Source organism: Terriglobus sp. RCC_193 (genome assembly GCF_041355105.1).
Lineage (GTDB): Bacteria > Acidobacteriota > Terriglobia > Terriglobales > Acidobacteriaceae > Terriglobus.
On record NZ_JBFUPK010000001.1, the window covers coordinates 1,086,297 to 1,100,712 of the forward strand.

Below are 14,416 nucleotides of genomic sequence, written 5' to 3' on the forward strand. Positions count from 1 at the left end.
TCTTCTGCATTTGGTGTTGTGTACGCTACTTCTGTTGCGGCGTCTGGAACGGTGGCAACGGTGGTGGCGTGTTGGTCAGCGGCTTCGGCGCTTCCGGATCCTTTGGTGCCGTCAATCCGGGAATCACCGGCGCATTGCTCATCGTGCCGGAAGCAGCCTGCTCCAGGTTGATGTTGTAGCGCTCCAGCGTATTAGCCAGCAGTTGCTGCAGCGATGCGCGGTCACGCGCATACACAGCCGTTGCTGTAATCAATGTATTCTCTGCCGTTGCCAGGTTACGTTCCTGCTGCAACACATTGGCAGTCGTCGATGCACCCAGCCGGAAGCGCTTCTGTTCTGCTTCCAACGCCTGTGCCTGGTAGTCGCGCGTGGCCTGCGCAGCCACTACGGAGGCGCGATCATTGGTCAACGCGTACTGACCGTTGATCACCTGGATGCGCGTCTGAGTGTACAGCTGCTGCAAACGCATCTGTGCCTGGCGATATTCCATCTGCGAACGCGCCTGATCAGCCTGCGCCGGACGGTTGCGGATAGGAATGCTCAGCGTTGCACCCACGCCCCGATCGGGAGCGCTATTGTTGAATGCGCCAGAGAACGCTGTCCCATACGCGCCATAGTTACCAAGACCGCAGTTCGGCAGCGTGGGATTGTTCGTACATGCAGAGCTGGCAGGATTTGCCGTACCGGCAATACCCGTGCCGCCGTAGAAGGCATACGCATTCAGCGTCGGCAGCAGACCATTCTTTTCTGCGCGAATTGTGATTTTATTGGTCTGCATGTTGAGCACGGCCTGCTCAATCGATGGATTGTTCACGTAAGCCTGCTTCACCAGGTCTTCTATCGGCGTATCTTCTTCCGGCAGACGATCCAGGCTGACGCGGTCCGTTGGAACCACCGGAGCGGTTGCAAGCTGCGGATCGTTAAGATCACGCACAATCGCCTGCTTCATCACCAGTTGCTGATACTCCAGGTTTGACTGCGAGGTCACCAGCGATTGACGATCTGTGCTCACAGCCTGATCGCTGTTCACCACATCCAGCGGTGCCAGCGTTCCAATCTCAAGCTGGCGGCGATTATCGGCTGCCAGTTTCGTGGACTGTTCCAGTGCGCGCGTCTTCGCCTGTACGTCTTCATACGCACTCACCAGGTTCCAGTAGATGCTCTCCACCTGCGTGATGGTATAGATCAATTGCTGACGGAAGGCCGAATCCGTGATGCGACGATTAATCTTCGCCTGGACCACGAAGCGCCCCTGGATCCAGGGGCCAAAGCCCTGCAGCAGGTTCTGCGTCACAGTTGCCTTGAAGTTCGAGTTGAACTGCGGCGTGTAAGCGCTCAGGAACGAAGTCGAAGTCACACGCGAGTTTGTGAAACTCACATTGAGCTGCGTGCCGGTCAGGAATCCCTGCTGGTAGCCGAAGTTATACGTCGCAGTATCGGTCGTCGTGGAATTCGGATTGAAGATGCTCGTACCACCGGGTGCGATCGCGCTCTCGTACTGCAGCGTGCCCGTCACCAGAGGGTCACGGTTCAGCGGCACAGGACCGCCGCCATTGGTCGAAAGCACAAGGCCGGAAGCACCGGTACCGGAACCACCCGACGAAGTTGTCGTACCGCCAGGACCACCACCACCCGTTACGGTGGATGAGGTTCCGCCCAGCGTATTCGTCACCAGGCCGGTGGACACACCGCGCAGCGTACTTCCTGCCTTGGCGCGCAGGATATCGGTATCTGCAATGTCCAGGTTGATACGGGCAATCTCAATGTCGAAGTTATTTTCCAGCGCCAGCAGCACCGCGTCGGAAAGGCTCAGGTACACCTTCCCGTCACGCAGCAGGTCATTCAGGTGCGGCGTGTTGCTAAGCCGTGGAGCATTGTAATCCGTAGCCGTGTAAGGCGCAATCGGATTCTTCCAATGGCTCTTCAGGTTGCTGTAATCCTTGCCCGTCTCACGCAGAAACAACGGTCCCGGATGCGCCGGTTCAGGAGCCTGCGGAATGCCCGGTGTGCCAGTCGTGGTTATCTGCTGCGCCTGGGGGGCGGCTGGTGTCGTGGCAGCGTTTGCCGGCACACCCGCCGGGGGGGCCTGCTGTTGTCCAGCCTGCGCCAACGCCACATCCTGGCCAAGTGTTCCCATGAAAAGCAGCGCAACTCCGGCCGCTCCCTGCAATGTTCCTGCTTTCACGCCTGTGTTCTCCAACAACTGTGAGGAAAAGTCTTTCCTAAGGAAGACGTTCACCGAACCCGTTCGGACGCACCTTTCTTCCATGCAACCGGTTATCAGATCAATTCAATCCCATTGGATTGCCTGTCTGATCCCGTTTGCAGGCTACCTGTGCGCCCGTGTTCCCTTCGGAAGTCAAAGTATACCAACCACCGGCCACGCCACACGGCATGGTCGTGCATGGTACGTTCGAAACATCCGCAATGTTCCCGCGGACCCCTTGCCATGTCCGATCCCACGCCCCAGCCTGAAGCCGCCACACACACCTTCCGGCTCACGCTGGCTTACGACGGTACAGATTTTTTCGGCTGGCAGATCCAGCCAGAACGCCGAACCATCCAGGGCACCCTCGCCAGAGTCATCCGCGAAACCATCGGCGAAGAGACCTTGCCCCAGGGCTCCGGTCGCACTGACACCGGCGTCCACGCCTTCGGTCAGACCGTCTCCCTCACCTTAACAGCCGACGTCCCCGCAGATCGCCTTCACCGCGCGTTGAACCGGCGGCTTCCCTCTGCCATCCGCATCCTCACCTGCGAAGCGGCACCTGGCTTCCACGCCCGCGCGGGGGTCCTCAACAAAACCTATGAGTACCGCGTCTTCCCGCGCCGCACACCCGGCAGTCGCGAAGAACGCATCTGCCTGCCGCACATCGCGCGTTTCGCATGGGACTGCCGCTGGCCGCTGCAACTGGAACCCATGCAACAGGCCGCAACAGCACTCATCGGCACGCACGACTTCTCTTCCTTCGCCGCTCGCGACCCTGACCGCACGCGTCGTGCCGAAGAATCCGGCGAGCCGCTGAACAATATCCGCACCATCTTCGCCTCGGAATGGCTGCAACAAGACAACTTGCTCATCTACCGCGTCACCGGCACCGGCTTCCTGCATCACATGGTGCGCAACATCGTCGGCACCTGTGTTGAAATCGGCGCAAGCCGCATTCCCGCTGACAGCATCTCCGCCATCCTCGCCGCAAAGCAACGTGGCGCCGCCGGAGTCACCGCACCGCCGCAGGGCCTGCACATGATGCAGGTGGTCTATCGCGATCATCCAACCACAGAGGGGGCCACCACATGATTCTTCGCGACCGCGAACTCCTCCCCCTCGCCCGCATCGCGCAAATCGCGCAGGATCGCGCCGTGCATCGCGCCTTCGGCTGGTTCCATCTGCACGAACCGCGCATCCGCGCATGGCAGAAGGAGTGCGTTGCCATCCCCGCACCACCGTTTGGTGAAGCCACACGCGCCGCATGGTTCGTCGACCGCATGAACGAGCTCGGCCTCGCCAACGTCCACATCGACGAAGCAGGCAACGCGCTCGGTTTGCTCCACGAAAACGACGGCGCTTCCCCCGTCGTGCTGCTCTCAGCGCATCTCGACACCGTCTTCGCCGCGGAAACCGAACTCGACATCCGCGAAGACGAATCGCTCCTCATCGGCCCCGGCATTTCGGACAACGGAGCAGGACTCGCCGCACTCCTCGCTATTGCCGCCGCCATGCGCCACGCGGACATCGACCCCGCCGCCAACATTCTCTTCGCCGCCAACACCGGCGAAGAAGCCGAGGGCGACCTCCGCGGCATGCGTCATCTCTTCCACACGTCACCCTTCGCATCACGCATCTGTGGATCGCTCGCACTCGAAGGCGCGGGCAACGAAACTGTCGTCCCCCGAGCCCTTGGCAGCCGCCGCTTCCGTGTCGAAATCACCGGCCCCGGCGGCCACGCATGGACAGACTCCGCGCTGCCCAACCCCATCGTCATCCTCGCGCAGGCCATTAGCGAACTCGCCGTTCTGAAGCTTCCCGCACGCCCCCGCACCACGCTGAACATCGGCGAGATCCGCGGCGGCACATCGGTCACCTCCGTCCCGCAATCCGCCTCCGCCACCTTCGACATCCGCTCCACCGACGCCAGCCAGATCCTCTCGCTGGAGGTCCGCCTGTACCGCGCCGTCGAAGACGCCATGCTCTCCATCCCGCGCTCCCACCGCAACACCCTCAAAGCCGCCATCACACTCATCGGCGACCGCCCTGCCGGCGAACTCGCACCCAACTCGCGACTCCTCGCCAGCATCCACGCCGCCGACCGCCACCTGCGCCTCCGCACCGAAGAACGACTCGGCTCCACCGACGCCAACATTCCGCTCTCCCTCGGCCGCGAAGCAGTCGCCATCGGCGCGGGTGGCCTCGCCGGAGGCGTCCACACCACCAACGAATGGCACGACACCCGGGGCCGCGACCTCGCCCTCCGCCGAGTCCTTCTCGTTCTGCTCGACCTCTGCGGCTACGCCGGTACAAATCTCGCCGACTGCGACACGGAGACCCAGCCTTGAGCAGCGCTCGTCGCCAATCGCTGCTGGCCCACGGACTTTTGCTTGCAGTCGTCGCCGTCTGGGGAGCCACCTTTGGCATCGTCCACGACGCCTTGCGCGATTGCTCACCGCTCCTCTTCGTCCTCATCCGCATGGCACTCGCCTTCGCGGCACTGGCCATCTTTTACCGTCACGAATTCCGCCGGATGTCCCGCACCACCATCGCCGCCGGAGCCATCGCCGGATTCTTCCTCGCCACGGGCTACGCTCTGCAGACCGCGGGCCTTATGACCACCACGGCCACACACTCCGCCTTCCTCACCGGTCTCGTCGTAGTCATCGTCCCAATCCTCTGCCTCATCCCCGCCCTCCGCCCCACAAGCGAAGCACCTGCAACCAGAGACCGTCGCTCAAGCGAAGCTCAACCGACTGAAAACCGCCGCCCCCGCGAAGCTCAAACGACCGAAGGTCGTCATTCTGAGCGAAGCGAAGAATCCCAACAAAGGCTGACGCCAGCAATACTGCCAAACACTTTCAGCCAAAGAACCCACACACCAGCTTCGCAAAGCGAAGCACCTGCAACCCAAGACCGTCACTCCAGCGAAGCTCATACGGTCGAAGGTCGTCATCCTGAGCGAAGCGAAGGGGACCCGCATTCCCCTCACGCAACTCCAACCTCCTGGGAAGCCGCAACACCCCTCCTCGGCGCATGCGGAGCCTTCATCGGCATCGTCCTTCTCACTACACCTGCAAACCTCCCGCTCACCGAGTTCACCCACGGCTTCCGCATCGGCGACATCCTCAGTCTCCTCTGCGCCTTCGCCTTCTCCGGCCATCTTCTCTCCCTCGCGCATCTCGCAAAGAAGATCCCCACATCCCATCTCGCCACCCTGCAGATAGGCTTTGCCACCGTCTTCCTGGCCATCGTCACACCGCTCGTCGAACATCCCCATCTGCACTGGACCGGCTACCTCGTATTCGCCCTCCTGCTCTGTTCTTTGGTCGCCACGGCCGCAGCATTTTACATCCAGTCGTGGGCGCAGCAGCATCTCGCCGCCAGCCACACTGCATTACTCCTCGCACTCGAACCAGCCTTCGCTCTGCTGACCGCGCTGATATTTTTCGGAGAGCGACTTACCCTCCGCTCCGGCCTCGGCGCGACGCTCATCCTCATCAGCCTCATCGCCAGCGAATTGCTGTCATCACAACCAGTCTCTGAGCAACCCGAAGCCAACGCTGCATAACACCCCTCTTCGCGCATACAATTTCTATGCGGAGGCGTCTAATCCGCTGAGGTGCCGCATCCGCGACACGTACGCTCCAAGGAAGAACGAGGAATACCCTTTCATGGCATCGAACCAGACCCTTTCAGAACGGATTCGCAACAACCGGCTTGCGACGTCGTTCGTGCTGCTCGGAACGCTCTCTGTCGGCGTCATCGCTGGCTCAGTGATGACCGGCACCGTTCACGGCGCAATGCAGCAGAAGAAGAACGACACCTCCGACGCAACGCCGCTGAAAATCCCCGGCATGGTTGCGGAGCCGAATCAGTTCACCAAGATCGCCAAGGAAGTGGGTCCTGCGGTCGTCAACATCAATACCGAATCGCTGCCCAAGCAGGTCACCAATCCGCGCAACCGTCGCGGAAACCGCCGCGGCGGCCAGGGCGATGACGACCAGCAGCAGAACGACATGCAGGACTTCTTCAACCGCTTCTTCGGTGGCAACGGCCAGGGCCAGGGCGATGGTGGAGATGACGATGACGATCAGGCAGGCCCAATGGGTGCCGAACGCCATGCCCTCGGCTCCGGCTTCATCGTCGATTCGCACGGCTACATCGTCACGAACAACCATGTCGTCGATAAGGCCGACCGCATCTACGTCAAGCTGACCACCGACCCCGAAAACGACCCCGGCCACCCCGCCCGCGTCATCGGTGTCGACAAGGAAACCGACATCGCCGTCATCAAGATCGATGTCCCCAACTCCTTGCCCACCGTGAAGCTCGGCAACTCCGACGGCGCACAGGTCGGCGACTGGGTGCTCGCCATCGGCAGCCCCTTCTCCCTCTCGCAGACCGTCACCGCCGGCATCGTCTCCGCCAAAAACCGCACCGACCCATCCGGCGCAGGCAGCCAGTTCCAGAAGTTCATCCAGACCGACGCAGCCATCAATCCCGGCAACTCCGGCGGTCCGCTGCTTGACATGTCCGGCTCCGTCGTCGGTGTGAACACGGCCATTTACACGCAGTCGATGGGCTCCGTCGGTGTGGGCTTCGCGGTTCCGTCCAACACCGTCATCAACGTCTACAACAACCTCATCTCGCCAGAGCATAAGGTGGTTCGTGGCTCTATCGGCATCAGCTTCCAGCCTGGCATCTCCTCCGCGGTCAGCCGCATCTACGGCTTCTCCAAGGGCGGCGTCCTGGTCTCCACCGTCACCCCCGGTGGTCCGGCAGCCAAGGCTGGCATCAAGCCGCAGGACGTCATCACCGCCATCGACGGCACCCCGGTCAAGGACGGTGACGATCTCGTCTCCAACGTCTCGCCCCGCCACCCCGGCTCGACAGCACGTCTCACCTACCTGCGCGACGGTAAGGAAAGCAACGTCACCGTTACCATCGGCGACCGCGCCCAGACCACCGCAGCCATGGACGGCGACTCCGACGACGACAGCAGCCCCAACGCCCCGCCCAAACCCAACGTCTCGCAGGACAAGTTCGGCATGTCCGTTCAGGCTGTGCCCGCTGAGATCCTCAGCCGCCTTAAGATCTCCGGCGGTGTCATGATCACCAACATCAAACCCGGCTCCTTCGCCGATGACCTGCCGCTGCAAAAGGGCGACATCATCACCGAAGTGAACCGCCACGCCACCCCGACGCTACCGGAATTCGAAGCCACGATCGCAAAGCTGAAGTCTGGCGACGACGTGGTCTTCGTAGTCCGCCCGGTCAACAGCCGTAACGGCAGCAGCTTCGTCGGTGGCAAGCTCCCGTAAAACAAAACCAAAGCAGCACAACCCAAACACGAGAGAGGTCGGGCAAATGCCCGGCCTCTCTGCTTGCGTTTGCAAACTTCACCAGCGAAGCTCGGACGGTCGAAAACCATCGCTTCAGCGAAGCTCATACGGCCAAAGGCCGTCATTCTGAGCAAAGCGAAGAATCCCAACAAAGGCTGACGCCAGCAATACTGCCAAACACTTTCAGCCAAAGAACCCACACACCAGCTTCGCAAAGCGAAGCTCGTACGGTCGAAGACCGTCATCCTGAGCAAAGCGAAGCGCGGTGCCCCAGGTTCCCGAATCGAATCTGACCATCGCACAAGCGCACACTTCGCTATACGTACTTTTCACTTTTCTTAATTTTTTGGAACCACACAACCTCTCGCATACGTATTCCAGGGTGCAGCCCATCGACAAGAGGACCCATGCTTACAGATCTGCGCGACGCCCTACGCCAACTTCGGAAGGCTCCAGGATTTACCGCCACTGCAATTCTGACCCTTGCCTTGGGCATCGGCGCCACCACTGCGATCTTCACGCTCGTTCACCAGGTCATGCTGAAATCGCTGCCGGTTGCCAAACCCGAGGAGCTTTGGCGCGTCGGTGACAAGATCCGCTGCTGCAACTGGGGTGGCTACACTCAGGGCGACGACAACAACTTCTCCCTCTTTTCTTGGGAAGCGTATGACTACTTCCGCAGGCACAGCCCGGAGTTCACAGACCTCGCCGCATTGCAGGCAGGCAACGCCCCGCTGGGTGTCCGCCGTGCAGGAGCCCACACCCCTGTCGACACACACAATGGTCAGTACGTCTCCGGAAACTTCTTCCGTACCTTCGGCGTTCAGCCATGGATCGGTCGTCTCTTGTCCGACTCGGACGACAAGGAAGGCGCGCCACTCGTCGCGGTCATGAGCCATCGCGTCTGGCAACAGAAGTATGGCGCTGATCCCTCCGTCATTGGTTCCAGCTTTCAGATCAACGGCTACGCCTTCACCATCATTGGTGTGGCTCCGCCGGGCTTTTATGGCGCAAAGCTCTCCGGCTGGGGCATGCCCGATTTCTGGCTCCCCATCGCCTCAGAACAGGCGCTTCCCGGCACTCAGGCCCGTATGAAGAAATCCCGCGCTGCCTATCTTGACATCATCGGCCGTGTCCGCCCCGGCACGGATCCGCAAAAGCTGGAAGCCAGACTTCGTGTCGAGCTACATGACTGGCTTGGCAGCCATGTACCCGAGATGGAACCCGGTGAATTGCAGCTTTGGCAGAAGCAGACGCTTCACCTCATCCCAGGTGGAGACGGCGTCACCTCCATGCGCAATGATTACAAGGATGGCCTCAGGCTCCTCTTTGTTGCCGCCGCCTGCGTTCTCCTTGTAGCCTGCGGCAACCTCGCCAATCTCATGCTCGCCCGCGGCCTCAAAGATCGTGGCCAGATTGCGATCCGCGTCGCGATGGGTGCTTCTCGCGCACGCCTCATTCGCAAAGCACTGGTTGAGACGGTCACACTTGCCGTCATCGGCGGAGCCTGCGGCATAGCCGTCGCCATCTGGGGAACACGCCTCATCCTCTATCTCGCCGTCCAGGTTGGCGGCAAGGATAACTACGTCCCCATCAGTTCCACCCCATCATGGCCTGTGCTTTTCTTCACCCTCGGCATCTCGGTACTCACCGGCATCCTCTTTGGCGTTGCTCCCGCATGGATGACATCCCATGCTGATCCGGCGGAAGCTCTCCGTGGGGCCAATCGTTCCGTGGGCAGCAACCGCTCCATCACGCAGAAGGTACTCGTCATCGGTCAGGTCGTCATGTCCATCGTTCTGCTCTCTGCGGCAGCACTGCTTGGCCGAAGTCTCAGCAACCTCAAGCACCAGGATTTCGGATTCGATCACCACGGCCGCTACGTCGCCTGGATCAATCCCACCCTCTCCACCCTCAAGCCTGAGCAGATGGAGCCGCTCTATCGCCAGCTCAATGATCGACTCCTCGCTATCCCCGGCATCCGTGCCGTTGCGTCCGCAACCTACGCTCCCATGACCGGCGACAGTTGGAACGAAGGTATCCGCGTCCAGGGACAACCTGAGCCCGATGCCAAAGCAGACTCCAGCGCGGGTTGGGCTCGTATTACCCCCAGCTTCTTTAGCACCATCGGCGCCAAAGTCGCCCTGGGCCGCGCGTTTACCGAAGAAGACACCGCGACCACCCGCCACATCGCCGTCGTGAATCAGGCCTTCGTCAACCGCTTCCTCAAAGGGCAAAACCCAATCGGTCAACACTTCGGCGAGAACCGCCTGAAATACTCCGGAACCTATGAGATCGTGGGCGTCATTCGCGATATTCGCTACATGACATGGGGTTACAAAGAACCAATCGGTCCCATGTTCTGGGTTCCTGAAGCGCAATCCGTGCAATACGACGATCCCAACTTCACCGACGGCGACCGCTGGTCCCATTACCTCTACAACATCGTCCTCTGGGCGCCCGGCAACCCACCCGGCCTGGAAGAACAAGTCCGGAAAGCTCTGACAGGCGTCAACTCGGAACTCGTTCTCAATGGCGTCAATCCCTATACCTCCGTCGTCAACGCCGACTTCCAGCAGCAGGACATGATCGCTACACTCACCACAATCTTCGGTGTGCTCGGCCTTCTCCTTGCCGCTATCGGACTCTATGGCGTCATGTCCTACATCGTCGAACAACGCACCAGCGAAATCGGACTCCGTATGGCAGTAGGCGCCAACCGGTCGGACATGGTCCGCATGGTTCTGCGTGGTTCGTTCTGGCAGATCGCCATAGGCCTCGGTATCGGTATCCCGCTCGCTATCCTCGCTGGAAAACTTCTCAAAGATCAGCTCTTCAACGTTCAGCCCTGGGACCCTGTCATGCTCATCGGGGCTGCTCTGCTGCTCGCGTTTGCCGCCCTCATAGCCTCAGCCATCCCCGCACGTCGCGCCGCCAGCATCGAGCCCATGATTGCCCTTCGCAACGAAGGTTAGAGCCAGAACAAACAGGTGCCCCAGGTTCGCGAAGCTAACCTGGGGTATCGCTCGGCTTTTCGAGAACGGCACGAAGTACGCGATACAACGCACAAAGTGCGTACAGCGAAGCTCCAACGAACGAAGTTCGTCCCCAGCAAAACTCCTTCGCTCAAAGCACCGTCATCCAGCGAAGCTCCAACGGTCGCAGACCGTCATCCTGAACGAAGCGCAGCGAAGCTGAAGCATGCCCTCGAGCGAAGCGAAGGGGACCTGCATTCCTCCACACCTTCTACAACGCACCAGGAAAACCCAAAACGAACCACCAGCCAAAGAACCGGGTGCCCCAGGTTCGCGAAGCTAACCTGGGCAGAGCGGCTTTTGCCGCTCTCCATCGCTCCAAAGGAGCGATCCAACGCGCAAAGCGCGTCTTCTTTGAAGGGGCACGGCTTCAGCCGTGCCATAAGAGAAACCCAACCAAGAAAACCGCGCGGCCAAAAAGACAAACAGGAGCATGAAGCAAACCCCGCGCGCCCACGGAACGATCATGGCTGGCACCAAGCCGAAGTATTCAAGAACGGCACGAAGTGCTGTCAAGCCCCCAACCAACCCAACCCCAACAAACCAAAAGAAATAAACTTGGCAGAGGATTTCCCTCAAACCACTAAAATAGAAACAGAACAGAAAAGGGCCGCGCAAAGCGCGGCCCTAACCCATTTAGAAAGACGATTTTGCCCCTAACCCCAACAGGCAGAGGATTTTACATCCACCAAAACCCTAACCCCAATAGAAAGACGATTTTAGAAAAACAGGGGGGAGGGGGTACCCCTCCTACTGTTTCAGATCCTTCGCCAGCGCATCCAGCACCACACTCTTGCTCAGCACCTCGGGCAAAACATCTACGGGAGCTGATGGATTCGCCGGATAGACAATGTACGTCGGAACACCATCGCGGCCTGCAGCCTGCAATGCGGCAGTGATCTTGGCGTCGTACTGCGTCCAATCCGCCTTCATCGCCACCACGTTGGGCTGGGACAACTGCTTCTCCACCTCGCTGGATTTCAGCACAATACGTTCATTCACCTGGCACGACAGGCACCACGCAGCCGTGAAGTCCACGAACACGGCCTTGCCCTGCGAACGGGCCTGCGCCACGGCATCCGCGTCGAAGGTCTGCCACGTCACCGCACTCTTACTCTCGCGCGCAGCATACAGCGGCAACGCAATCGCCAGCACGCAAAGCACCGCTGCAACAGCCGTGCTCCACTTACGCACCGGCCAGCGCCCCAGCGTCCACGCCGCAATCACTACCAGCAGTAAACCGCCAAGCAGCATCGCCATGGCAAAGATGCCGTTCGCCGCCGACAGACGCCCATAGATGTAGACCAGCCAGATCACCGTAAGGAACAGCGGCAACGCAGTGATCTGCTTCAGCAGGTCCATCCAGGCGCCGGGCTTGGGCAGCAACCGAACCCACGCCGGATTGAGGGTCAGCAGCATATAAGGCGCCGCCAGACCAAGCGCCAGCGTGGTAAACACCAGGAACGTCACCGGGGCCGGCTGAGCCAGGGCAAACCCGATCGCCGCTCCCATAAACGGCCCCACGCAGGGCGTCGCCACCACCGTCGCCAGCACACCGGTGAAGAAGCTGCCGGTATAACCGCTCTTGTGCGTCAGCGAATCACCCGTGCTCGTCAGCGACAGGCCAAAGTCGAACATGCCTGCAAGCGACAGAGCGAAGAAGAACAGGAAGCTCGCCAGCACCACCACAAATCCCGGCGACTGCAACTGGAATCCCCAGCCAAGCTGCCGCCCTTCGGCGCGCAGGGCCAGCAGCGCCGCAACCACCAGCCAGAACGACGCCACAATCCCCAGCGTGTACGCCACACCGTGCGAACGCACATGCTGCTTCTCTGCCGATGAGGTCTGCAACAGCGACAACGCCTTCAGGAACAGCACCGGGAACACGCACGGCATCAGGTTCAGCAGCACGCCGCCAACGAATGCCAGCGCTGCAGCACCAACCGCCGTCGCCGTACTCAGAGTCCCGGCACCAGCCCCGGCAGCCTGCACCGGCGGGGGCCCAGCCACAATGGGCACATCAATGGTGTAGCTCTCGTCAGTGGCCAGCTTCAGCACGCCAGATAGCTGCTTCGGCGGCGTCTTGGCATTCGGCGAACGAGTGAGATGAATCTGCGCGCCGTTATCCAGGATGTCTGTCTGTATCTGCGCCACATCGGCAATAACGTCCTGCTCCGCCGGGAAGAACTCGGCATCCGTCTCGCGCGTGCCGGTGATCGCTGTGAGGACAATGTTGTTGCCAGAACTGCTCGCTGTAATCCGGAACTTCTCGGGTAGCGGCTTCGGCATACCCTTCAGCGCCGCGCCCAGTTCGCCTACCTGCTCGCCATCATGGCTTACGGCTGTTCCGGCAGGCACCAGCTTCAGGTCCAGTCCCAGGTTCGCCTTGCCGGGGATGCAGACCTGCTTGCACACAAGCCAGCTAATCTCCGCTGCGAGGTGGACATTGCCAGTCTTATCCGCCTTAGGCTTCTTCCCTGCTTCCACCGTTACGGGATAGGCCACCGAATCCTCATAGCCATAATCCACCGTGGTATCCAGCGGCAGACGTTCCGGCGCGGTGAACTGGAGCGGCCCGGCGGTAATGCCGTTTGGCACCGTCCACTTTACCCGCGGCGGGAACCCGGCAAACCCGGCATTCTTCCAGTACACGTGCCACCCCTCCTCCATGGAGAAGACGAACGCCACCGTCTGCGTCCCACCGGCGGCAATCTGCGGCCCGGCAGAGATCATCTCCACCGTCAGGTGCTGTGCCTTGGCAGGCCCCGGTCCCCCATTCCCCACCACGGTCCCAATCTGCGCACAGAGACAACCCGGCATAAGGGTTAGCAGAAGGGCAAAAAGAAGGCGGGAGGAACGAAGTGAGAGCATTGCATTCATTGTAGTGGTGCGGCGCAACTTAGCGCTCACGCATCCGATGCTCCACCATAATGCAACGATCCATCACCACATGAATTCCCGCCGCTTCGGCCCTACGGGCGGCCTCCTCGTTACGAATCCCCTGCTGCACCCACAGATTCGTCAGGCCAAGCTCGATCATCTCTTCCACAATCGCGGGGATCGCCCTGGGAAGACGGAAAACATTGACGACTTCCGGTTTCTCCGGAAGATCACGCAGGGAGGCATAACTCGTCTCACCCAGCACAGATTGAACAACAGGGTTCACCGGCAGAATCTTCTTCCCTGCCTGTTGCATGTATGCAGAGACAAAGTAACTCGGTTTCGATGGATCGCCGGATAGCCCGACCACAGCGATTGTCTTTGCCGCCAGCATCCTCTCGATATCTTCCGATGAATTCACGCGTGACCTTTCTTCGGTTTCCACGTGCCCAGAAGCCGTCGGGCCATCACCAACTCTCCCGTGTGATATGCCTCATGGTCTGCAATCAAGAGCGCCTCACGCAGCAGATTCTGGCTGCCATCACCCCACGGAAATGGCTTAATCAGATCGCCCTCCGCCAGCAGCTTCTCGAAGGCAGCACGATCTTTCCTGAGCGATTTCACGCTCGCGTCCCACGCCTTCTCATCGGGCGGCACCGGCGACTTCGGCCAGTAGTCATCCGGCCATTTCAGTTCCTTGTAACTGCCGTCCACATTGTCACTGAATTCGAGAATGTCCTTTTGCGCAATGCGGATATGTTCCAGCAACTGCCACGGTGAATAAGGCAGTCCCTGTGGAACTTTCCCCTGCACATCGAAAGGCACGCCAGACACTGCATCGTCCAGCTTCGCGTGCGCCTGCCCGCCATCCAGCAGCGCTTTCAGTTGTTTCTTCAGTTCGGTTTCGAGCGTGGTGTTTGCCATGCACGATTGGATGCCGCATGAAG

At 60.4% G+C, this 14,416-nt stretch carries 9 protein-coding genes; 5 read left to right on the plus strand and 4 right to left on the minus strand.

From position 1 onward, the window contains the following. Positions 1-25: 25 nt before the first annotated feature. Entirely contained in the window at positions 26-2,185 is a 2,160-nt protein-coding gene (locus tag AB6729_RS04500) for a TolC family protein (protein WP_371080368.1), read from the minus strand. Positions 2,186-2,449: 264 nt separating this feature from the next. On the opposite strand from AB6729_RS04500, the gene truA reads away from it, so the two are divergent. The 5 genes from truA to AB6729_RS04525 all read left to right on the plus strand — a co-directional run bounded on the left by truA (position 2,450) and on the right by AB6729_RS04525 (position 10,529). Continuing rightward, positions 2,450-3,301, plus strand: coding sequence for a tRNA pseudouridine(38-40) synthase TruA (truA, locus tag AB6729_RS04505; RefSeq protein ID WP_371080369.1), 852 nt, complete (start codon positions 2,450-2,452; stop codon positions 3,299-3,301). Further along, the gene (locus AB6729_RS04510) at positions 3,298-4,557 is read left to right on the plus strand and encodes a M20/M25/M40 family metallo-hydrolase (RefSeq protein WP_371080370.1); all 1,260 of its coding nucleotides are present in this window, start codon (positions 3,298-3,300) and stop codon (positions 4,555-4,557) included. Before truA ends, AB6729_RS04510 begins: the two co-directional genes overlap by 4 nt. Next, positions 4,554-5,780, plus strand: coding sequence for a DMT family transporter (locus AB6729_RS04515; RefSeq protein WP_371080371.1), 1,227 nt, complete (start codon positions 4,554-4,556; stop codon positions 5,778-5,780). Before AB6729_RS04510 ends, AB6729_RS04515 begins: the two co-directional genes overlap by 4 nt. 103 nt (positions 5,781-5,883) lie before the next feature. Then, complete coding sequence (locus AB6729_RS04520; protein WP_371080372.1) at positions 5,884-7,533, plus strand: trypsin-like peptidase domain-containing protein; 1,650 nt, start codon at positions 5,884-5,886, stop codon at positions 7,531-7,533. Positions 7,534-7,961: 428 nt separating this feature from the next. Then, the gene (locus AB6729_RS04525; protein ID WP_371080373.1) at positions 7,962-10,529 is read left to right on the plus strand and encodes an ABC transporter permease; all 2,568 of its coding nucleotides are present in this window, start codon (positions 7,962-7,964) and stop codon (positions 10,527-10,529) included. Positions 10,530-11,339: 810 nt separating this feature from the next. Here AB6729_RS04525 and AB6729_RS04530 read toward each other — a convergent pair. Genes AB6729_RS04530 through AB6729_RS04540 form a run of 3 tightly spaced genes read right to left on the minus strand, consistent with a single transcriptional unit; the run spans position 11,340 to position 14,393 of the window. After that, complete coding sequence (locus AB6729_RS04530) at positions 11,340-13,499, minus strand: protein-disulfide reductase DsbD family protein (protein WP_371080374.1); 2,160 nt, start codon at positions 13,497-13,499, stop codon at positions 11,340-11,342. Further along, on the minus strand, positions 13,489-13,890 hold the full coding sequence (locus tag AB6729_RS04535; RefSeq protein WP_371080375.1) for a CoA-binding protein: 402 nt from the start codon (positions 13,888-13,890) through the stop codon (positions 13,489-13,491). The genes AB6729_RS04530 and AB6729_RS04535 overlap by 11 nt, the downstream gene beginning before the upstream one ends. Beyond that, positions 13,887-14,393: a DinB family protein gene (locus AB6729_RS04540; protein WP_371080376.1), complete on the minus strand. Its 507-nt coding sequence runs from the start codon at positions 14,391-14,393 to the stop codon at positions 13,887-13,889. Before AB6729_RS04540 ends, AB6729_RS04535 begins: the two co-directional genes overlap by 4 nt. Positions 14,394-14,416 lie beyond the last annotated feature (23 nt).

What these genes read in the sequence shown, in the direction of transcription:
- truA (WP_371080369.1), top strand. Translation starts at nt 2,450, where the DNA reads ATGTCCGATCCCACGCCCCAGCCTGAAGCCGCCACACACACCTTCCGG.
- AB6729_RS04510 (WP_371080370.1), top strand. Translation starts at nt 3,298, where the DNA reads ATGATTCTTCGCGACCGCGAACTCCTCCCCCTCGCCCGCATCGCGCAA.
- AB6729_RS04520 (WP_371080372.1), top strand. Translation starts at nt 5,884, where the DNA reads ATGGCATCGAACCAGACCCTTTCAGAACGGATTCGCAACAACCGGCTT.
- AB6729_RS04525 (WP_371080373.1), top strand. Translation starts at nt 7,962, where the DNA reads ATGCTTACAGATCTGCGCGACGCCCTACGCCAACTTCGGAAGGCTCCA.
- AB6729_RS04540 (WP_371080376.1), bottom strand. Translation starts at nt 14,393, where the DNA reads ATGGCAAACACCACGCTCGAAACCGAACTGAAGAAACAACTGAAAGCG.